This is a genomic window from Reyranella massiliensis 521, from assembly GCF_000312425.1.
Classification (GTDB): Bacteria; Pseudomonadota; Alphaproteobacteria; order Reyranellales; family Reyranellaceae; genus Reyranella; species Reyranella massiliensis.
This window is the reverse complement of sequence record NZ_HE997181.1, coordinates 3556236-3577353: the sequence shown is the minus strand read 5'-3', so window position 1 is coordinate 3577353 and position 21118 is coordinate 3556236. Positions and strand designations below refer to the sequence as shown.

Genomic DNA, 21118 nt, shown 5'->3' with positions numbered 1-21118 from the left:
GGCTAGCGGCCGGCGACCACGTTGATGAACGACGGCGCCTTGCGGATCTCCGGCAGTTCTTCGGCGATCGCATCGAGCACGCCGTCGATATGCTCCGGCGTGTGGCGGCTGGTGATGAAGAACCTGAGGCGCGACTGATTCTCGGCGACCCCCGGGAAGATGATCGGAATGACGTTGTAGCCGCGCGCCAGCAGGCGTTGCGACAGGATCACGGCATTCGGCGAGTTGCCGACGATGATGGGGACAACCGAGGCGCCGATGCTGAGCCCGGTATCTAGGCCGCGCGCCTTTGCCCCGGCCGCGAAGGCCCGGCCGTTCTCCCGCAGCTTCGCCAGGCGCCAGGGCTCGCGGCGCATCGCTTCGATGGCGGCACCAGCGGCAGCGGTAACGGAGGGACAGCCCCCGACGCTGTAGACGAAACCCGGCGACGTGTACTTCAGCAACTCGATCAGCTTGCGGCTGCCGGCGACATAGCCGCCGGTCGAGGCCAGCGCCTTGCTGAGAGTGCCCATCCAGATATCGACGTCGGCCGGATCGACGCCTTGCTCTTCGGCGATGCCGCGGCCGGTGGCGCCCAGCACGCCGACCGAATGAGCTTCGTCGACCATCAGCCAGGCATCGTAGCGCCGCTTCAGGCGGACGAGGGCGGCGAGATCGGGTACGTCGCCGTCCATGCTGTAGAGGCCTTCGACGATGATCAGCGTGCGCCGATGGCGCCGGCGGTTGAGCCGCAGCGCCCGCTCGATGGCCTCCACGTCGCCGTGCGGGCAGAGGATGCGCTTGGCACCCGAGAGCTTGGCGCCCTCCACGACGCTGTTGTGGATCAGGGCGTCGCTGACAAGGAGGTCGTCCGGACCCAGCAGGCCGCCGATCACAGAGACGTTGGTGGCGTGGCCGCTGACGAACGACAGCGCATCCTCGGCGCCGTGCAGCTCGGCTAGCAGAGCTTCGAGGTCGCGATGCACCTGCCGCTCGCCCGCCGTCAGCCGGCTCGCCCCGACCGAGGTGCCGAACTTGTCGATGGCGGCCTTCGCGGCGGCGCTTACGTCGGGATGGCCGTTCAGGCCGAGATAGTCGTAGGAGGAAAAGTTGATGACCTCGCGGCCTTCCACCGACGTCGTCTCGGCGGCGCGCCCGTCGTGAAGCCGGTAGAAGGGGTTCTCGATACCGGCGATCTCGCCTGCCGCCTTCTGCAGCTTCAGCATTTCGTATTCCGGGAGGGTACCGAAATCGAAGCGCCGCCGCTCTTCCACCGCGGCGACTTGCGCGGGACGGAGCGGTGCGCGTTCGGTACCCGCCGAGGGCTGGGCGAGTGCCTGGCGGACGCGGTTTACGACATCGAGGGCTTCGTCGGGAGGGCGGACGCCTTCGGTCATCAGAGTCCTTCCACGTTACGCGAGCGGTCGAGCACGGCGCGGACCGCCGCCTGCCGATCAGCAACGTCTGTCGATTCGGCTTCGGCGGCGACATGGCTTGCCGACAGGGCGGCGAGCTGGCCCGGCATCGCTTCCTTTGGACCATCGCCTACGACCAGGGTAGCGATCCGTCGGGCGACGTCCACCGGCGTGATGCCGTTGGCCAGCGACATGATGGGCAGGTCGACCTGCAGCGACTCTTCGACGGTGGTCCGCAGCTCCAGCATCATCAGCGAGTCCATGCCGATTTCGGCCAAGGCGCGATGCCGGTCGATTTCCTTCGGCGGCAGGCGCAGGACACGGGCGATCTCCTCGACGATGATTTCCAGGAGCGCCTCACTCGCCTGATCGACCGTCATGCCACGCAGTTTCTCGAGCGTTGCCGCCGAGTCCGTCGTCTGGCGGGTGCCGGCAGCCGGGACCACGGCGCCGAACATCGGCGCGCGCGTCACCGCCAGCTCGCGCTTGGCCATGCCCCAGTCGATCCGTCCGATCGAGAGGAACGCCATCGCCGGCTGTCCCTCGGCATCGAAGGCGAGATCGAGCGCGTCGAGCGCGGGGCGCGACGCGATCAGGCTCGAGGCGAAGCGCTTCTTCAGGCTCGTATTGGCCGAGATGTTGCGGGCGAGGTAGCCGGTGTCTTCGATGCCACCCCAGGCGACGGCCAGGGCGGGAAGGCCGCGCTGCTGGGCCTGGCGGGCCAGCCCTTCGAGGAAGCCGTTGGCGGCGACATAGTTGAACTGGCCCGGATTGCCCAGCAGCGTCGTCGCCGACGAGTAGAGCAACAGATAGTCGAGCTTCTGTCCCGATGCCTGGAGTTCGGAGGCCAGCGCTTCGATGTTGAGCGCGCCGCCCATCTTCGGTTGCAGTACCTTGGTGATCGCTTCCTGATCCATGCCGTCGATCAGGCGGTCGTCGAGCACCATCGCGGCGTGGGCGATGCCCTTGAGCGGCCGATGGCCGGCGATGTTCTTGACGCCGCGTTGCAGGGCGCCGGCATCGGTGACGTCGAGCGCGACTGTCCTGACCTCGACGCCGCTGCGCCGCAGCGCTTCGATACGGGCGGTAGCGCCGTCGGCCAGCTGGCCGGACCGGCTTGCCAGCACGAGATGGCGTGCGCCGCGCTCGGCCAGCCACTCGGCCGTCGCCAGGCCGAAGCCACTGGTGCCGCCGATCACGAGGTGAGCGCCCTCGGCATCGACCGGGAACCTCCCCGTTGCGCGGCTGTCTTCGCTTGCCTGCCGGGCAGGCGTCACGACGATCTTGCCGATATGTCCGGCGCGCTGCATCAGCCGGAAGGCATCGCCGAGGCGCTCGCCTCCGAAGATGCGATGCGGCAGGGGCTGGAATTCGCCGGTCGCGAACAGCTCGATCAGCTCGCCGAACAGGCGCTGCGTCAGGTCGCGATGCTCGATGATGAGCTGGTCGACATCGACGCCGAAGTAGCTGAGGTTGCGGCGGAACGGCCGCAGGCCGAGATGCGTGTTGGCGTAGAAGTCGCGCTTGCCCAGTTCGATGAACCGGCCGAACGGCCTCAGGCAGTCCATCGAGCGGATCATCGCCTCGCCGGCCAGCGAATTCAGGACGATGTCGACGCCGCGGCCATTCGTGTGGGTCGAAACCTCGTCCGCGAAGGCGAGCGTGCGGGAGTTCAGCACGACGTCGGCGCCGAGGTCGCGCAGCAGAGCCCGCTTTTCGTCGCTGCCGGCCGTGGCGATGACCTTGGCGCCGCAGAAGCGCGCGACCTGAAGGGCGGCGAGACCGACGGCGCCGGCACCGCCATGGACCAGCACGGTCTCGCCTTGCTTCAGCCCGGCGAGGTGAACCAGCGAGTAGTAGGCGGTGAGGAAGGCGACAGGCAACGTCGCCGCCGCCTCGAAGGTGAGATTGCCGGGCAGGGGGCTGACCGAGAAGACCGGCGTCACGACGTGGCTCGCGAAGCCGCCGGACACGAAGGCAACGACCTTGTCGCCGACTTCGTATTCCATGATCTCGGGCCCCACCGCGCTGATCGTGCCGGCGCATTCCATACCGAGCGCAGGGCCGGCATAGCCGTCTTCAAGCGCTTCTTCCGGCAGGAGGCCGAGGTTCCACATGACGTCGCGGAAGTTGAGTCCGGTCGCCTCCACTTCGATTTCGACCTCGCCGGGACCCGGAACGGGCCGCGGCGTCGCCGACCAGGCAAGGGCTCCCCGATTCGAGCTCGAGCGCGGGATCAGCTTCAGCGCAACATCGTCGCCGCGCTCCAGCCGCCGCGCTGGCGGTGCTGCGCCGCGCGTGAGGCGGAAGACCAGGCGCTCCTGGCCGTCGAAGTAGACCTCGCGTTCGTCGGTCGGGGCGGCCATTTCCTCTGCCGCACGCCGCAGGGTCGCCGATGCCGGCGTACTCGCCAGGCCAAGGCAATGGATTTCGAGGGCGGCGTATTCGTTTTGCGCAACGCGCATCGCCGCCGTGAGGGCACACCAGAGCGGGCTCTCCAGGGGAGAACGTCCTGGTGCCTTTTCACCGAAGTCCACCACCAGCCAGAGCCGCGTCGGCGCCGCACCCAGGCGCCGGCATCGGTCGACCATGCGCGACAGCAAGGCGCTCATCTGTGGCACGGTTGCGCCGGCCCGGTTGGCATCGATGATCCAGGCCACGTCGGTCGTCGCCGTCTCGGGAGCACCGATGCCGGCGTTCGGGAGGGCCGCCTGAAGCGCCTTGCGGTTGGGCGTATCGTCGCCTTCCCAGGTGAACACCGGCTGATCCGATACCAGGTCGCTCGCCCCGTCGGCGGCGCCAGCGGTACCGTGGACGATGACGCCGATGCTTTCGTCGCCGAGGACCGGCTTCCCCGAAACGGTGTTGAAGCCTGCGCTCTCCAGTTCGTCCGTCCATTCGCGCGCTGTCAGCAAGGCGCCGACGGGGAATGAGGAATTGGCCGAGCGCGCCCACCATTTCGGGCGGATGCCGCGCACGATATCCCAGAAGAGACTGGGCGCCGGTTCGCCGGCCAGCAGTGGGGCTGCGGGACGCAGAACGCGCTGCAAGCGGTCGAGCCCGTCGCCTGAGGCGGCAATCTCGCTCAAGGCGTCGACAGCGGCGGCAAGGTCGAACGTGCTCGCCGGCCAGGATTCGAGATCGGTCCAGGGAACGCAGCGAACGTACTGGGCGTCGTCGTCCATTGCGGCGCGCGCCTGATCGAGACGATCCGGATCGAGGTCGGTTATGACGATGTCGAGGCCGGGAACGCCGCGCAGTAGTTCGGCCGCGAGCACCGCGTGCTCGGCGCCGATCAGCAGCAGCCGCAGCAACCGGCCTTCCGGCCGCGCCGTGATGGCCTGGAAGAGTTCGTCGAATACGGCCCGCCGAAGCAGGGTGATCTGTCGCGACGCCGTATCAAGCTGACGCCAATGCGCAGACTGGAGCTCGGCCTGCACGGAGGTGTCGCCGACCACGACCCGTTCCATGATCTGGCCGAGGCGCGACAGGCTCGCCGCCTCGGTGGCCATCGTCGGATGACGGGCGAGCAGCGAACGTACCAGCGAATCGACCGTCGGCAGGTCGCAGGTCTCGGCCAGCGCCGGGGCGCCCTGCTGCTCGAGCACCAGATTCTTGGTCTCGAGATGCCAGAGCAGTGCCGAGCAAAGATGGGCCGCCCAGTCGGCTTCGCCCTCCGGTCCGGCCGGCAGTTCGCGCAGGTCCTGCGCTGCAGGTCCGTTGCGGAAGGCATTCCAGGCCGAGCGCAGGCAGCCGGCATCGAGCAGCAGCAGCGCCTCGCTGAGGGCCGCCGGGTCGGTCACGCCGTCGAGCGTCGCAACGTCGCCATTGCGGAAATGCACGATCGACGGCTTGCCGGCGCGTTCCAATGACCAGGCGGTCGTCTGGTAAGTGAAGGACCGCGGATCCGGGCCCAACCCGACGGGAGCCTCGATCAGCCGCACCGACTCGGCGACGGCGACGACCTTGCCGGTCTCGTCCAGCAGATTGATATCGACCAGCATCGACGTCAGCGATTGACGCAGCGTACGGGCGATCGCGCGCGTTGCCGTGGCGCCCGGATCGAAGACGCGCACCCGGCCGAAGCGGACCGGCAGCATGCGCTTCATCGGCATGTCGGCGACGCCGGCTTCCTCCGACGCGAACAGCGCATGGAATGCCGAGTCGAGGGCCGTGAGATCGATGACGCGACCGCCAAGCGCCGTTGTCTCCTCGGGTTCGAGGGCCGCTACGGCGAGCTTGGGTTCGGGGAAGGAGACATGGCGAATGCGCTGGAAGGTCGGGCCGTAGTCGAAGCCCAATCCGCGCGACACGTCATAGACCTTGGCCTTCGGCACGATCACCGTGCCCATCATGTCGGCCTTGGCAGGCACCTTGCCTTCGCCGGCCGGCGAGCGACCGATGATGCCGCGCGCGTTCATGGACCACTCGGGGGCAGCATTGCGCGGACGGGACAGAAATTCGGCCATGCCGGTCTCGCGATCGAACCGGACCGAGGTCTCGAACGACGCTGCGCCGTCGAATACCAGCGGGCGCACGATGTCGAATTCGCGCAGTTCGATGGCGCCGTCGGGATAGAGTTCCCGCGCCACCGCCAGCATCACCTCGACATAGCCGGCAGCCGGGAAGACCGAGAGGCCGCCGACCTTGTGATCGGCCATCCATGGAAACAGGGCCGGGTCGATCGTCGAGAACCATGCCGAGTCATCCTGGCGCGGCCGCGAGCCCAGTAACGCATGCGACGGTCCGGCGAAGGTGCTGGCGGCTTCGGAGGTCGGCCGTACCTTGAACTGCGAATGCCGCCACGGATAGGCCGGCAGGGGCAGTGCGGCCACCGGCGGCGGGCCGAAGAAGCGCTGAGGATCGACCTGTCCGCCCAGCAGTACCAGGCGGGAGACGGCCCGCTCGACCGGATCGCTGTCGTCCTGCTCCAGGGATTCGGTCAGCGATTCGACGACAGCGCCACGGACATTGGCTTCGCGCATCGTGTCGCGGAGATAGCTGGCCAGGATCGGCTTGGGCCCGATCTCGACGAACAGGCGCAGTCCTTCCTTCAGAAGGCAATTCAGGCCGGCCTCGAAATGCACCGGCTCGCGGACATTCAGCCACCAATGTTCGGGGCCGAGCATGTCGCGGTCCGCTAATCCACCGGTCACCGTCGACACGAAGCGGCGGCGCACGTTGAGTGGCTTCAGGCCCTTCAGTTCGCGCAGGAGCGGCGCCCGCACCGGATCGACCAGCGCGCTGTGGAAGGGGTAGTCGAGGTCGAGTCGCCGGGCGCCGATGCGCAGGTCCGACGCCGCCGTCAGCATCAGGTCGATCTGCTTGACCGGCCCCGAAACGGTGACGCTGCGCCAGCTGTTGATTGCCGCGATATCCACGCCGGGCACGTTTGCCGACGCGAGGAAGCGACGGGCGTCGCGCTCACCCAGCATCAGGGCCGCCATGGCGCCGGAGTGCCGCACCGATTCCTGGTGGCGGCTGCGGGCGATCACGACGTCGATGGCCTGGTCGAGGCTCAGCGCGCCCGCACACCAGGCGGCGGCGATTTCGCCGACGCTGTGTCCCATCGTTGCGACAGGCGTGACGCCCAGCGCCTCGAAGCTGCGCACCGTGGCGATCTGCAGGGCCAGCAACAGCGGCTGGGCATAGGTCGCCTGACGCAGCTTCTGCGCGAGATCGTCGGCGAACATCAGATCGACCAGCGATTCCTTCTGGCGCCGGGAGAAGTGGCCGTCGACTTCCTTCAGAGCCTCGCGGAAGCGCGGATTGGCGTGCCACGCGGTTCGGCCCATACCGACCCACTGCGAGCCGTTGCCGGAGAAGATGTAAGCAACGGGCAGGTTCGTGCCGAGCGCCTGGCCGCTCTGGACTACGGGCGACGGCTCGCCCTGGGCGAACTGTTCGAGATGATGCTTCGTTTCCTCGGCGGTCTTGCCGCGCACGATCAGCCGATGCGGCAGGGGATCGCGCAGGTGGGCGGCGGCGCCGATGAAGTCGCCGCTCAGGCGCTTGTCTGACGGCCACTGCTCGATGAAGGCACGCGCCAATTCGGGCAGCGCCTCGGCCGTGTGCGCCGACAGCAGCAGCGGCGGCGGACCGGCCTCGGACTTCGGGTGCGCCACGCTCACCGACGTATCCTCGCCACGCAGGATAACGTGGGCGTTGGTGCCGCCGAAGCCGAATGAATTCACACCGGCCAGCGACGGACCGCGGCGTTCCGGCAGCGACCAGTTCTGGCCGACCACCTTGAGGTTGAGTTCGTCCAGCGGGATGTTCTCGTTCGGCGAGACTTGGTGCAGCGTGCCCGGCAGGACGCCGTGGTTCAGCGCCAGGATCGACTTCAGCACCCCCGCCAGACCCGACGCGGGTTCGAGATGGCCGATGTTCGATTTCACCGAGCCGATCGGCAGAGGCTGCGAGCGCCGCTGCGCCAGCCCCTTGCCCAGCGCATCGGCTTCCAGCGGATCGCCGGCCTGCGTGCCGGTGCCGTGCGCCTCGACGAAGGCGAGGTCGCTAGGATCGACGCCGAACTCGCCGTAGACCTGCTCCAACAGGCGACGCTGCGATTCGGCCGAAGGCAGGGAAAGGCCGGTCGTCCGGCCGTCCTGTCCGATGGCCGAGCCGACAATCGTCGCATGGATTCGGTTGCGCGCCTTGCGGGCGGTGGCAATCGACTGCAGGACGAGCACGACCGCGCCCTCGGCCCGGACATAGCCGTCAGCGGCCGCGTCGAACGGCCGGCAGCGGCCGGTCGGCGACAGCATCGAGGCGCGGGAGAAGCCGACGAACGAGAAGGGCGAGAGCAGCAGGTTGACGCCGCCGACGATGGCCGTTTCGACCGTCCCGTTGCGGATGGCGTCCGCTGCCAGCGAGAGCGCCACCAGCGACGACGAGCAGGCCGTATCGACCGTGAAGCTGGGACCGTGCAGGTCGAGACTGTAGGAAAGCCGATTGGAGACGATGCTGAGCGTATTGCCCGTCATCATGTGGACGTCGGCCGCAGACGGATCGGCGAAGAAGCGTGCGCCATAGTCGACCGACGAGGCGCCGACATAGACGCCGGTATGGGTGCCGGCGATCTTCGACGGACGGATGCCGGCATGCGCCAGAGCGTCGTGTGTGACCTCCAACAGGTGGCGCTGCTGGGGATCGACCTGTTCGGCCTCGCGCGGGCTCATGCCGAAGGCCGAGGCGTCGAAGCCCCAGACATCGTCGATCAGGCCGGCAGCGAAGGTGTAGGCACGACCCGGCTGGTCGGTCGACGGGTGGTAATAGGAGGCAGTCGGGAAGCGGTCCGGTGTGATCCAGCTTATCGCAGAGCGATTGTCCCGCAGCAGACGCCAGAAACCTTCGGCATTCTTTGCACCGGGCAGGCGGCCGGCATAGCCAACGATCGCGACTTCGTCATGCACCGTCATCGACGTTCAATGCCCCCCAACCGAACGCCAGTCGCCCCTCTCCACCTTATGAGTCGGCACTCGCGAACGACTTGATGATCAATCTTTGTCTTCAACCAATTCAGTTCAGCCGCGGGCTGACATTCACCATACTGGGGGTGGCAATTTCCTGCAACTGCTGCACTGCACAATGAGCGTCACAGAACTGAAGAAATCCCCAGATGCACTTGATGTGCAACGCATTGTCCTCTGCCACCTGGAGAGCCTGACCTGCGTACCGGCGCTCAATCGCATCTTCGACTCGTTCGGCGACCGCATCGGTCTTGTGCTCATCTCGCGCCGCTTCGATACGGCCCATGGCGGGTTCTTCGATCAGCTGGCCGCCAGCGTCCGCAAATCCGGCATCCGCATGACGTTCTGGCTGGGCTTCGACCTGATCTCGGCCCAGGTCGTGGCGGTAGTTGCCCGACTGTTGCGTTTTCTGGGCAGGCCTGCGCTCGAAACCTTGCCAGCGTTGGCTCGGCGCCATGGCGCGACGCTGGTGGAGACGGGCGACATCAATGGAGCGGAGACCCTGGATCGCCTGCGCGCCTATGCGCCGGATGTGCTGGTCGTCGTGAACTTTGATCAGATCCTGCAGCCGTCTGCCATCACGATCCCGCGCCTCGGAGCCATCAACATCCATCCCTCGTTGCTGCCCGACTTGCGGGGCCCCTGTCCGGTCTTCTGGGCCTTGGCGGAGGGGCGCACCACGAGTGGGGCCACCGTCCATCGCATCGAGGATGCCCGGATCGACGCCGGGTCGATCCTCCGTCAGGCCGAGCGGCCGATCGATGCCCGCAAGTCTGTGGCCGAGATCAATACCGATCTCTTTCTGGCCGGGGCAGGCGCACTGGGAGAGGCACTGGAGGACATTGCCTCCAAACGGACCGTCAGCCCGCCGGCCGCGGGCCGATACCGAGGCTTTCCAACCGCTGCCGAAATTGCCGAGGCGCGGTGTGCCGGTGTGCGGCTATGCGGTCTCTGGTATGCAATTCGATTGATCGCTGGCGCCGTGTTGCCGACCTATCGCCGCAGCGGCACCGGCCGGTTCCGCCAGTAAGTCCGCCGGCGCGGCAGCAACGCAGCCAGCCAAAGCGCCGGCGCCAGCGCTTCGCGCGCCGCCCAGACGAAGGGGAAAGCCCGCCCGGCAGGCCAGCCGGCCAGTCGCAAGAAGGCCCATTCCGCACCAAGGAACAGGATCGCCGTCGTCCCGGCGCCGCCGACGAACCCGAACCCCAGCGATCCCGCTGCCACCCCGCCCGCCAGCACCGCCACGGGTGCGGAAGTGACCAACTCAAGGCCGAAGAGCAGAGGCGCAAACTGTCGCCGGCAGGTCGCCCAGCGCAGATGGCGATGCCAGACCTCGCCGAAGTCGCGCCGGCCGATCGGCTGGCGCACCGGCTCCGCCGTGAGCGCCACCCGCTGGCCGGCCTGGACGAGCTGGCGCTGCACCACGGCATCCTCGCACATCGTGTCGCCCGACGGCGCGAAACCGCCGCTGGCCAGCAGGTCCTGCCGCGACACCAGCATCGACTTGCCGGTGCTGAAGGAAAGGCCCACGGCGTCGCCGGCACGTTGCAGGCGGGCGAACTGCCCGTTCATGAAGGCCGCATCGACCTCGCCCCAGAAGGACGCCGCCGCCTCGCCCAGGGCGCAGGCGGAGACCAGGCCATGGCCCGCTGCGCGAACGGCCAGGTGTTGCGCGATCCGTTGCGGCGAGGCGACGACATTGTCGTCGCTGAGCAGCAGCAGATCGTGAGCGGCCAGCGGCACGGCCGCCGCCAGCAGCGCGGATTTGGGGTTGCGGAGAGGGGCCGGCACGACGACGCGGCTCTGCAATGCCGGATGGCGTTGCACGGCGGCTTCGATGGCGGCGGCGGCGGCCGGATCGGTTTCGGCACAGCACAGGATGATTTCGACCGTCGGATGATCGAGCGCGGCCAGCGACGCGGCGCACTGCGGCAAGGCAGGTGCGGGCGAGCTTACCGGCACGATGACGGAGACAGGAACGGCAGACGAGGATAGGACCGCTCCGTTCCGGCGCAAACGCTTCAGCGGCTGCAGCAAGGCCATACCCAGGGTGCCGAGCAGCCAGCCTACGCCGAGCGTCCACAGGGCAGCACTCGCCAGCGTCGTGATCGGAAGGGTGTCTGGCAAAGTCCTGGCTTCTCTCGGTTGGCGACAGGCCTGCGCCGTCTGAACGCGCGCCCAAGCAGACATTTGGAGGAAGAGAGTGTCTGCGACAACTTCGCGGGATGCTGGATCGGTTCCCCTGGTGCTTCGGCCTCGGGCAGAAATTCCCTGCTAACAGGGAATTATCAGGGAATATTGAATGCTTCGTGTGGGCGTTGGGCGGCGAATTGCGCTCCAAACAGCCTATTTGAGGGCTGCCGGATCATGTGGTTGGCGAGTGAGGCAGGGAAATCTGATTGGCAGGAACAGGGATTCTCGGGCGAGAGAACAGGCTTGCCTGACCTCTATTCAGGGAAATCCCTGATCCTCCTGGCATTCGCCGCTCTCGAACCAGGGCATGGTCAAAAGCGAACCACCTCGGCGGCGCAATCTAGCGGCCGTCTACCAGCCTCCTAGTGTGTCCTTCGTCGACCCGGCGCCTTGCAGGTGCGGGTGACGGCCTCTCACGACTGAGGGGCCTGCTCGAGAAGTCTGCACGAGGTGTCGTTATGGACAAGGTGAGAAAATGGAAGGCGCGAAGGCTCTACAGCCAAAACGCCAGCGAGGCTGCTGCCGAGTCGGCCTCACTCAAGGGAGCCGCAAACCCGTTCATGCCGATGATTGAGATGCGTGCAGTCCGCGATCTCAAGCCAAACGAACGCAACGCGCGCGTTCACAGTACCGGGCAAATCGTGCAGATCGCCGAAAGCATACGCACATTCGGCTGGGTTGGACCGATCGTCGTCGATGGCGAAGGGACGGTCCTGTCGGGCCATGGCCGCCTTCAAGCGGCTCTGCGTCTCGGCATGCCGCGCGTGCCGACCATTCCCGTCAAGCACCTAACGCCGGCGCAGCAGCGCGCCTTCATGTTGGCCGATAACCGATTGGCCGAGTTGGCCGAATGGAATGAGGATGCACTGGCCGCCGAGCTCAAGGAACTCTTCGAATTCGATTTTGACGTCGAGGTGACAGGCTTCGATGCGTTCGACCTTGAGCAGATGACGGCGCCGGCAATTCGCCCATCCAAGAAGACAGGGAAAGCGGAGTTCGTCCCCGAACCGAAGCGGCATCTGCCGGCCGTTAGCGCCATCGGCGATGTCTGGAAGCTCGGGGAGCACCGCCTCCTGTGCGGCAATGCATTGGAGGATGCCTCCTACGAGAGGCTTCTGGGACAGCAGCTCGTGCAGCTGGTGTTTACGACTTTGCCTGGTGGGGATGCCGATCATCGCAACGTCTCGCAGTCCCTGGCACGGGTCATGAGCCTTGCAGCTCGCTACAGCGTTGACGGCGCGATCCACGAATTCTGCACGGATTGGCGACGGACGAAGCAGGTCTTGGCCGCCGCCGAAGGAATCTACAGCGCGCAGGAAGATCTCTGTGTCTGGACCAGGAGCGGTGCTGGCGTCGATAGCCCCGAGCAGTCCGCGCACGAACTGATATTCGTGTTCAAGGTCGGTTCGGCGCCGCTCATTGGTAGGATGCCGCCAAGCAAGGGCAGACGGCCGCGCACCAATGTCTGGGACTATCCTGCCGTGAAGACGGAGCAGTCGGGGCGCACCGCCAAGGCCCGGGCGCATTCGATGGTGAAGCCCCTGGCTATGGTCGTGGACGCGCTGACGGCTCGTTCGGCAGTCGGTGGCGCGATCCTGGATCCGTTCCTCGGGATTGGTACGACGCTACTTGCAGCCGAGAAGGCGGGGCGCATTGGGCGTGGCATTGAGGCGGACCCACATAACGTCGATGTCGCGATTGAGCGCTGGCAGGCGCTCTCGGGGCTGAGGGCAGTCCATGTCGAGAGCGGCCAGACCTTCGCTGAGAAGGCCGGAATGCTGCGACGACAGGCTGACGCCGCATAAATGAGGCTAATATGAGCGAAATGAACAACGAACCCTCGGAGCTGCAGCCCGAGGCCATCGGCTATGGCAAACCACCAAAGGCCACGCGGTTCCAGAAAGGAAAATCTGGCAACCCCTCGGGCCGCCCGAAGGGACTTGGCCGCCCAAGCTTAAGAGAGGCTCTCGAGCGACATCTCGATCGCGAGGTGACAGCCCGAGTCGGCGACAAGACGGTCAGGATGACGCTGTTCGAGGCCATGGTCGTGCGTGTGTGCTCGAAAGGCGACCTGAAAACCCTGCAGTTCGTTCAGAGCATTCTATCGGCCCCAAGGTCACTGGAAGAGATGATGGCCGGTCGGCGGCCCGTGGAGTTCACCGAAGAAGAGGCGGCGAAATTCAGAGAGACGCTCCTGGAGGGTGTGGGCCACAGGCATCTGGGGCTAGAAAGCAGCTCCCTCGACGATGGCCTGGTCGGCGGAGATGGCCAGCAGAACCGGTAGCCGGCCTGGCCCCAGGTCAACCGGGGCTGAACTGGACTGTCTGCGACAACTTTGCTGGATTCACAGCCCCCAGCCTAGGAACTTCACGGATATTCGCCTAACGTCCGGCCCGTGATGGCATTGGACAGAAACGTATCGGGCCTCGGGGCATCGGTGGAAGTATCGGGGCACGCAGTTTACGCACGTGTCTTTCGCAAGGGCGTGGGTCTCGTCGTGTCGGCCTCGATGGCCGTGTCGTCGTTGACGTCCTGCTCCGGCTTGCCCGGGGCGGGGCCGACCGCCGGCGAAGTGACGGCGGCCTCCAAGCCGACCTCCACGGGAGAGACCCGCTTTGCCCTGATCGACGTCGATCCCAATGTCGTCGCCAAGATGGAGAGCTGGTCGGCGGTTTCCCTGCAGGGGACCTTCGGCAAGCAGGGGGCGACGGCCACGCAGGCAATCGGTCAGGGCGACTATGTCCAGGTGACCATCTGGGAGGCGGCGGCGGGCGGGCTGTTCTCGGCCCCGGCCAACGCACAGATGACCGGAAGCGGCTCGCGCACGGCAACAATTCCCGAACAGGTCGTGGGACCGGACGGTGCGATCACCGTGCCCTATGCCGGCCGTGTCCAGGTCAGGGATCGCACACCCCAGCAAGTCGAGCAGGCTGTCGTCGCGGCCCTGACCGGCAAGGCAATCGAGCCTCAGGCGCTGGTCACCGTGACCAGGAACGTCGCCAACACCGTCACCGTCGTGGGCGAGGTGACAGGCGGCGCGCGCGTGCCGCTCACGACGCGCGGCGATCGCATCCTCGACGTGGTGGCAAGTGCGGGCGGCACCAGGGCTGCGGCACATGAGACCTTCGTCACCTTGGTGCGCGGCCGCCAATCGGTGCGCATTCCCATGCAGGCGCTCCTCACCAACCCGTCGGAGAATGTCTTCGTGAAGCCCGGCGATGTCATCAGCGTCGCCAAGGAGCCGCAGACCTTCACGTCGGCCGGCGCGACCGGCCAGAACTCCGTGGTGCCTTTCGACTCGATCGGCATCACGCTCGATCAGGCCATCGCCCGGGCCGGCGGTCTCAGCGACACGCGTGCCGACCCCGGCGGCGTCTTCGTGATCCGCTACGAGCGACCGGAGGAATATGATCAACTCGGCTTCCGCCGCCCCGATCCGGGGGCGTTGCCACAGGTGCCGGTGATCTATCGTGTCAACATGCGCGACCCCAACGGCTTCTTCATGGCGCGGCGCTTTCCGATCCGCAACAAGGACATCCTCTTTGTCTCGACCGCGCCGGCGGCAGAGATGCAGAAGGTGATCAACGTGCTGATCGGCTTCGTCGGTGCGGCGGCGACGGTGGTCGCGGTCTCGGCGGCAACGAGATAGCGATGGAAGGCGCCGGCTTGACGCGCGACGGCCTCGAAAGTCCGCAAGGGAGTGCCTTCACGCCGCTGGTCATACCCGGCTCGGATCCGCGGCTGCAGTCGGAATATGGTACACGCGACAAGGATCTGCTGCGTATCTCTAAAGTGCCTGACGAGGGCCGCCGGATCCTCTATGGGCCACATATCTCGCTGCCGCCAGGACTCTTCCGCTTCGAACTTTCCTTCGATCTCGAAGCTCGTGGTCGGGGCATGGTAACCGTCGACCTAGCGCGGGCGGGCGGCCATCGCGATTTCTATCTGCGCCGCTGCTTCGAATGGGAGCTGCAGCGCGGCCTGATCCGGATTTCCCATGCTCTGCAGCAGTCGATCGACCGCTTCGAGCTGCGCCTCTATGCTGGAACGGGCTTCGTGATGGCTGTGAAGCAACTGGCGGTGTTTCGACTCGGCGAGCCGAAATAGGCGAGGCTCCCTGGTCCACGCAAAGGCGACAGAGGCTACGCCTTCTTGGCGCCGAACCTGAGTGGCTTTTGCAGCAGGGTGTGTAGCCGCGCCCCAATTGACGGCTCGGCGGGAAGCAACGGCGGCTTTGCAGGCTGCTCAAGGACTTTCAACTTCTGGACACGATCGACGAAGACGGAGGCTTCTGGTTCCAGGGCGAACGCCTCCTCGGCGATCGCAATAGCTTTGGCGAGATCGCCATGCAGCAAATGGACCTCGCTTTCCCAATAGCGCATCTGGGCATTGATCGAGCCGTCGGCACGCGCCGCCTCGAAGACCGCCAAAGCCTCGTCGAACTGCTCATTGTGTTGCCAGGGTGAAGGCGTACTGTCCTAGCAGGGACGGGTCACTTGGTGATAAGGCGCTTGCCTTGGCCGACAGCCTTATCCGGCGTGGCAAGTGACGATGGCGCGCGGCAAGGTTGGCGTACAGGATCGGCGAAGTATGATGGGCTGGGCGCGCTTTGGCGTGCAACGCCGAGATATTGAACGTGCCGCGACACAGATCGAGGATAGCCTCCTGCAATATCCCAGTATCGACCACGAAGCCCGAGGCAGGATGGCCGCAATTGGGCAGCCCAATATCGACGATCTCGGTATGCGGCCGATAGAGTTCGACATGCCGCGCATCGAGGTCGTGCGGATCGTAGACGATATAGGCCTTGGCGACGAAGGGGTGCGTGGCCCTCCGCTCGATAGCAAAATCGATGCGAGCCGAATCACCGGCCCAGCGCGGTTCGAAGGAAGCAACGCCTGGATCGATGGAGAACTGCGGCGAGATGGCCAGTGCCACCTGGGCGCCGACGCGGCCGCCCAGCCGGATCGTGCCATAGCCGCCCATGCTCTGGCCGTAGGCGACGACATGGGGATAGGGGGCTGTCAACGCGCGAACCCGGCGGCAGGCCTCGTCGATCTCCGGATACTGGTACCAATCGTTGTTGCGCGGGACGATATGAATCGCGTCGATGCCGCTCGCGTCGAAGAAGACTTCGCCGAAACCGGGGCGATCGAGCGTGCGGTTGTCGGTGTAGGACTCGAAAGTCACGATGCGGCAGGCGCTAGCGTGCCGCCGTAGGCCCTTTACCAGCAGCTCCGCGCTTCTGAAGATTTCCATGGAGGTAAGAGGGGGGACGGACGGCTTGGACAACGACGCAGACGCTCGATGGATGTTGGTTCGATGACTCCATACGGGACGGCAGATCCCGCGTCGACTGTGGCCGAAACCAGGCAAGGCGCAAAAAGGCTTTGTCGCAATACCGTCCAAGCCGATAGTAGACTTGATGCCATCGAAGAGCCCGCGAGCCAAGGATGAATGAGGTGGGGGCGTATTTGAGTGCGTGTACCGTGTGCGTGCCATCCGTCGCTGGTTGCACGGCATGAAGATCTTCCTATTGGGCAGTGGTCCCGCGGGGACGTGGGCCCGCGCCTTTCTCGGCAAGGTGTCCGACGTCTCGGCTGCGAAGCCGGAGATCGTCATCGTGGACGGGTTAGTGCCGCATGATGTCCTCGCGGCGCTGGACGTCGCGCCGACAGACATTCTCATCTTGGCACAGCAGGCACCTTTTTCGAACGGCGATGCACCAGCCGATGTTTCCACCGACACTGTGCGCCATGAGGCACAGAAGGCCATCCTGGCCATTGAACTGGCGCGCCGCATTCTTCAGACGTTGCCCTTGCGTCCGACGGAAGAAGCGGAATGGCCGCGGCTGATTGCTGAGTTAGTGGGAGTGAATCCTTCTGACGTCCTGCCGCTCGCTGAGCCTTTGCCGATCTTAGCGGTCGCAGGAGACAGGAGTGCTGCGGCCTCAGCATCGCCGGCGCCATCACCATCGCTCCTGCGGACTTACCTTGCGCCGCTACTCGCCGCGGCAGAGCATCCGGCCTCAATCGTGGTGGCTTGGCCGCGCGACTGCTTCCTGTATGGCGATGCGCCGGGGGAAGGTTTGCCAGCGACTGTCGAGCTTGCTGGACGAGGGCGCATCCTAGCCTACGGACCATACATGCCACTGCCCAGCGGTCGCTGGCGGGCGACAGCCTATCTCGGTTTCAGTGCAGATATCGGCAGCATGCCGTTCATCCTAGAAGCGGATACCGACGCCGGCATCACCCGCGGCTTTTTCGAGGTCAAGCAAGGCGGTATTTTTACCCTGGAGCTTGCTTTCGAGGTTACTAACCCCTTCCATCCTGTAGAATTTCGCCTCGTCAGCCAAGATTCGGCCTTGGAAGGCCTCGCGTCGCTGATCGAGATCAGATTGGAGCAGCCGCTGCCGATCACAGCGTGAGCGCCAGGCCCGGCTCGTGTCTAAAGGGTCCCGTAGATGCGCTCAGCCAACGAAAGGTCGCTCAGCACGCGCCCGCGTCCGCCCTTGAGGATCAGGGCACTCTGGCAAAATTCCTTGATCACGCCGGCATCATGCACGGCCATAATCATGCCGCAGGAGCTGCGCTTACCGAATAGCTCGTCATGACACTTCAGTTGGAAGCGCCGGTCACCGACCAGGATGACCTCGTCGATCAGGTAACATTCGAAATTCATCGACAGCGATAGCGCGAACGCCAATCGCATACGCATGCCATCGGAGTAGTACCGCACCGGCATGTACATGTGCCGACCCAGTTCCGAGAATTCAGCGACATAGTCGAACGTTTCGCGGAACGGCAGACCATAGAGTTGGCTCAGGAACCGCACATTGTCGTAGCCGGTGAGTTGGCCCTCGAATCCGCCGCCCAGTGCCAAGGGCCAAGAAAGGCTGAGGCCGCGCCGGACCTCACCCGAGGTCGGCTGCAGCACACCGGCTAGTACGCGGATCAGCGTCGACTTGCCTGAGCCGTTGCCACCTAGGATGCCGATCCGTTCACCTGCGCCGACGCGAAACGAAACGCCGTTCAGAGCCCGTACCGTCCCATGGTCGCCCTCGAAGACCTTCACGATGTTGAAGGCTTCGACGCACCGTTCGGCAATTGGCGTTTCGGCTAGGCCGCTGTGCGTGAATCCGTCCAGCTTTGTGGCGTCAAGGTTTTGCATGTTCTGAGGCATCCTTAACCAGGATGCGCCAAATCCGCCACGTCATGTAGCCGGCGAACAGTGTGACTAAGCACCAGACGACGCGCCAGGGGTAAGCGGGATAGTCTGGCCGAACTGGGGTAGCGACCTTCTCCAGATAGACCTGCTGGCGCTGCGCCTCGACTTTTGCTGTTTCCAATGCGGTCATCGCGGTGATCAGCGCCTTGGCCGCGAACTCGCGCTCCAACATCAGCCGCTCGTACTCGGCGATCCGCGGCGCAATGGCCTGCGCGTCGCCGGCCAAACGGTGACGTTCGGTGGCGATCTGCGCCTCAATCGCGCTTCTGCGGCTGCGCAATGGCGTGATCTGCGGGCTGTTGCGCGACGTCCTCTCAAGCTCCCCGATTTGCACGCTAAGGGTGGCTGCCTCCACCGAGAGCCGGGCGATGGTCTCCAGAACGGCGAGCGTGATTTGGCTGGGATCGACCAGCCGCTCTCGTTCACGAAATGCTGTCAGCGCCGTCTGTGCCGCTAGCGCCCGCGCCTTCATGCGCTCCACTTCGACATCGGCTACCTTGATCGCGTCCTGGCGAGCCCGCTCGTTGAGGCGATTGACCAGGCTCTCGGCGGATTGCAGAAGCGCTGCCGCCAGCCGTTGTGCGGGCTCTGGTGCGAAGGCTTGCACCTTCAGGGTGCTTACGCCAGTCGTACTGTCAAAGTCGGCTGACATCATCCGTTGATAGTGCCAGTACAGGCCCTCTTCCGTTTTGGACGTAAAGAAGTTGGGGAACGTCCAGATGACGTCGTAGCCACCGGCGGCATAGGCGGCCTTCAAGTCAGCGTGCTTCTCCAGCACTTCCATGGCATCGCGCGACTCGAGAAATTCGCGCACGATGTAGCCGTCGTCGCTGGCGCGAGCGATGCCGGCGGCCTGGAGGATGTTCGGCAGTTGGGCAGAGATGGTACGGCCGGGTGAACGGAGGATGAAGCGAGCTTCCGACTCGTAGCGATCGGCGGAGAAAAAGGCGAAATAGGTCACGGCCAAACAGGTTGGCAGTACGACCAACAGGAGGAAGGAAACGATGCCTCTAAGCTTGAGGCGACGCTTGTGGTGCGCCGCGGTGGTTGGCGTTTCGATAGAAACGACAGCTGGCGCCAGCTGGACGTCCGAAACCGGCGTTAACCGCAGCAGGCGAGCGTAGGTGGCAAATTCCGTAGCGTCGGGCATCGGGGACCTAATTCTAGGCAACGATATTACTCATGATGCTTCAGAAGTCGATGGCCGAAGTTAGGGGGGCGGGCGCGAGCACCCTGCCACAGGAGGTCCCCGTATCGCGGCTGAAAAGGCGCGATTATAGTACTCTGGCATGCTGTCCAGATTTCTAACTTTTCCTACCGGCGCTCGTCACGTTATTGAGACTGCTGGCCAGACCGTGGCCAAGGTCTGGCGCCGGCTCTCTCAGGTCGAACTTCCCCTCTGGGTGCGTCGCCGGGCGTGGCTGATTCTGTTCTTGCCGACGCTACTTTCGGCAATTTACTTCTTCTTCTTGGCTTCGGATCAGTATGAATCGGAAGCCAAGTTCGTGGTCCGTTCGGCTCAGCGCCCGGACAGCTTGGGGGGCTTGTCGTTCCTGGTCCAGCTCGGCTTGCAGCGGTCGCAGGACGACTCCTATATCGTGCAAGATTTCATGACGTCGCGCGATGCAGTGCGCGAGTTGCAGCAACATCTGCCTTTGCGGGGAATGTTCAAGACGGACGCGCTCGACATTATCGCCGGCTATCCGTCGTTTCTCTATGGTCCGCGCGAAGAGCGATTTTACAAATATTTCCAGACCATGGTGTCCGTGGTTCATACTGACAAGACAGGGATATCGACCTTGAAGGCGCGGGCTTTCTCGGCGGAAAATGCCAAGGAGATCGCCGATACACTCCTGCAGCTAGGCGAAGGATTAGTCAATCGCCTCAATGAGCGGCTTCTGCGCGATGCTGTGGGGCGAGCCGAAGCCGAGGTGATCGAAGCCCAGAGCCGGGTTATCGCCGCTCAGGCCGCTTTGACAGCGTTCAGAAACAAGGAGCTTCTTATTGATCCGGCGCGCAACGCTGTGGCGCTGGCTGAGCTCATTGCCAAGCTCTCGGCGGAGCTCGCCACGACGCGTGCGCAGATCGCCGAAGCAAAGATGAACTCGTCAACCGGGCCGCAGGTTCCGATTCTCGAGCGCAAGGCAATCGCTCTTGACGAGCAGATCACGTCGGAGCGAACGCGTGTCGCGCGCAGTTCAGACGGCTTAGCCGAGCGGATCGCCGCCTACGAGCACTTCGTACTTGAGCGCGAATTTGCCAACAAGATGTTGAGCACCAATGAGGCAGATCTCGTGCGGGCGAAGGCGGAAGCCGCGAAACAGCTGCTGTATCTGGAGAGAGTTGTTGAACCCAATCTGGCTGACTATTCTACCCAACCGAAGCGGTTGCGTAGCGTGCTAACGGTATTTGTCGCGAATCTTCTTTTGATGTTGATCGCCTGGCTGATCTTCGTTGGAGTTCGTGAGCACGGCTCTCAAATTAGGTGATCCGCCGATCGCCCAGCGAGTGTCCCTATGTGGGCCTCTATGTTGCTGGCGAGGGTTGTCGTTCTGTCGTCAGTAGCCTTGGGCTAGCTTTGGGAGTTTCCTAGGTGGCAAATGTCATTTCGATTTCAACGTACTTTTGTGCTGGTTGATCTACGTATGATCCAGACATGCTGTTCTGATGACAGTTTAGGTGTTTGGTGTAGCCTTCATCGTTATTCGCAAGTTTTTGTTGTCGCGCTTCTTGGGCCTTCAAGTAGAAATTCATACCAGCGCGGAGTTTGATAGAGTAGTTAGTGCAATAGATTGCGTTTCGGTGGTAAGCCAAGCCACTGCAAAGGTTTGG

The 21118-nt window shown here is 64.6% G+C and carries 14 protein-coding genes; 7 read left to right on the top strand and 7 right to left on the bottom strand.

Features of this window, described 5'->3' with window-relative positions:
* Nucleotides 1–2: 2 nt before the first annotated feature.
* Together BN60_RS17375 and BN60_RS17370 are read right to left on the bottom strand one after the other, a co-directional pair.
* Nucleotides 3–1376, bottom strand: coding sequence for an aminotransferase class I/II-fold pyridoxal phosphate-dependent enzyme (locus BN60_RS17375; protein ID WP_020697385.1), 1374 nt, complete (start codon nucleotides 1374–1376; stop codon nucleotides 3–5).
* Nucleotides 1376–8815 carry a type I polyketide synthase gene (locus BN60_RS17370; protein ID WP_020697384.1) on the bottom strand — a complete coding sequence of 2480 codons (7440 nt, stop codon included), beginning with the start codon at nucleotides 8813–8815 and terminating at the stop codon, nucleotides 1376–1378. Before BN60_RS17370 ends, BN60_RS17375 begins: the two co-directional genes overlap by 1 nt.
* A gap of 85 nt (nucleotides 8816–8900) precedes the next feature.
* On the opposite strand from BN60_RS17370, the gene BN60_RS29070 reads away from it, so the two are divergent.
* Entirely contained in the window at nucleotides 8901–9896 is a 996-nt protein-coding gene (locus BN60_RS29070) for a methionyl-tRNA formyltransferase (protein WP_148283453.1), read from the top strand.
* On the opposite strand, the gene BN60_RS29065 is transcribed toward BN60_RS29070, so the two are convergent.
* Entirely contained in the window at nucleotides 9860–10993 is a 1134-nt protein-coding gene (locus tag BN60_RS29065) for a glycosyltransferase (RefSeq protein WP_020697382.1), read from the bottom strand. The genes BN60_RS29070 and BN60_RS29065 overlap by 37 nt on opposite strands.
* A 524-nt stretch (nucleotides 10994–11517) precedes the next feature.
* Between BN60_RS29065 and BN60_RS17355 the strand changes: the two genes are divergently transcribed.
* From BN60_RS17355 to BN60_RS17340, 4 genes are all read left to right on the top strand, one after another.
* Complete coding sequence (locus BN60_RS17355) at nucleotides 11518–12864, top strand: site-specific DNA-methyltransferase (protein WP_020697381.1); 1347 nt, start codon at nucleotides 11518–11520, stop codon at nucleotides 12862–12864.
* 11 nt (nucleotides 12865–12875) lie between these two features.
* Nucleotides 12876–13343 carry a DUF5681 domain-containing protein gene (locus BN60_RS29060; RefSeq protein WP_020697380.1) on the top strand — a complete coding sequence of 156 codons (468 nt, stop codon included), beginning with the start codon at nucleotides 12876–12878 and terminating at the stop codon, nucleotides 13341–13343.
* 201 nt (nucleotides 13344–13544) lie between these two features.
* Nucleotides 13545–14708 (top strand): polysaccharide biosynthesis/export family protein, encoded by a 1164-nt coding sequence (locus BN60_RS17345; protein ID WP_245539830.1) that lies wholly within the window; start codon nucleotides 13545–13547, stop codon nucleotides 14706–14708.
* Between the two features lie 2 nt (nucleotides 14709–14710).
* Nucleotides 14711–15166 (top strand): hypothetical protein, encoded by a 456-nt coding sequence (locus BN60_RS17340; RefSeq protein WP_020697377.1) that lies wholly within the window; start codon nucleotides 14711–14713, stop codon nucleotides 15164–15166.
* Nucleotides 15167–15201: 35 nt separating this feature from the next.
* Here the strand turns inward: BN60_RS17340 and BN60_RS17335 are convergent, their stop codons facing one another.
* Nucleotides 15202–15489: a hypothetical protein gene (locus BN60_RS17335; protein WP_020697376.1), complete on the bottom strand. Its 288-nt coding sequence runs from the start codon at nucleotides 15487–15489 to the stop codon at nucleotides 15202–15204.
* A 16-nt stretch (nucleotides 15490–15505) separates the two neighbouring features.
* Nucleotides 15506–16468 (bottom strand): hypothetical protein, encoded by a 963-nt coding sequence (locus tag BN60_RS17330; protein ID WP_148283452.1) that lies wholly within the window; start codon nucleotides 16466–16468, stop codon nucleotides 15506–15508.
* A 112-nt stretch (nucleotides 16469–16580) separates the two neighbouring features.
* On the opposite strand from BN60_RS17330, the gene BN60_RS17325 reads away from it, so the two are divergent.
* Complete coding sequence (locus BN60_RS17325) at nucleotides 16581–17486, top strand: hypothetical protein (protein WP_148283451.1); 906 nt, start codon at nucleotides 16581–16583, stop codon at nucleotides 17484–17486.
* Nucleotides 17487–17506: 20 nt separating this feature from the next.
* On the opposite strand, the gene BN60_RS17320 is transcribed toward BN60_RS17325, so the two are convergent.
* Both BN60_RS17320 and BN60_RS17315 read right to left on the bottom strand, forming a co-directional pair.
* The gene (locus BN60_RS17320) at nucleotides 17507–18229 is read right to left on the bottom strand and encodes an ABC transporter ATP-binding protein (RefSeq protein ID WP_020697373.1); all 723 of its coding nucleotides are present in this window, start codon (nucleotides 18227–18229) and stop codon (nucleotides 17507–17509) included.
* Nucleotides 18216–19436, bottom strand: a complete 1221-nt coding sequence (locus BN60_RS17315) for a KpsE/RkpR family capsule polysaccharide export protein (protein ID WP_020697372.1) — start codon at nucleotides 19434–19436, stop codon at nucleotides 18216–18218. Before BN60_RS17315 ends, BN60_RS17320 begins: the two co-directional genes overlap by 14 nt.
* Nucleotides 19437–19575: 139 nt before the next feature.
* Between BN60_RS17315 and BN60_RS17310 the strand changes: the two genes are divergently transcribed.
* Nucleotides 19576–20775 carry a KpsE/RkpR family capsule polysaccharide export protein gene (locus BN60_RS17310; protein WP_020697371.1) on the top strand — a complete coding sequence of 400 codons (1200 nt, stop codon included), beginning with the start codon at nucleotides 19576–19578 and terminating at the stop codon, nucleotides 20773–20775.
* The last annotated feature ends 343 nt before the right edge of the window (nucleotides 20776–21118 follow it).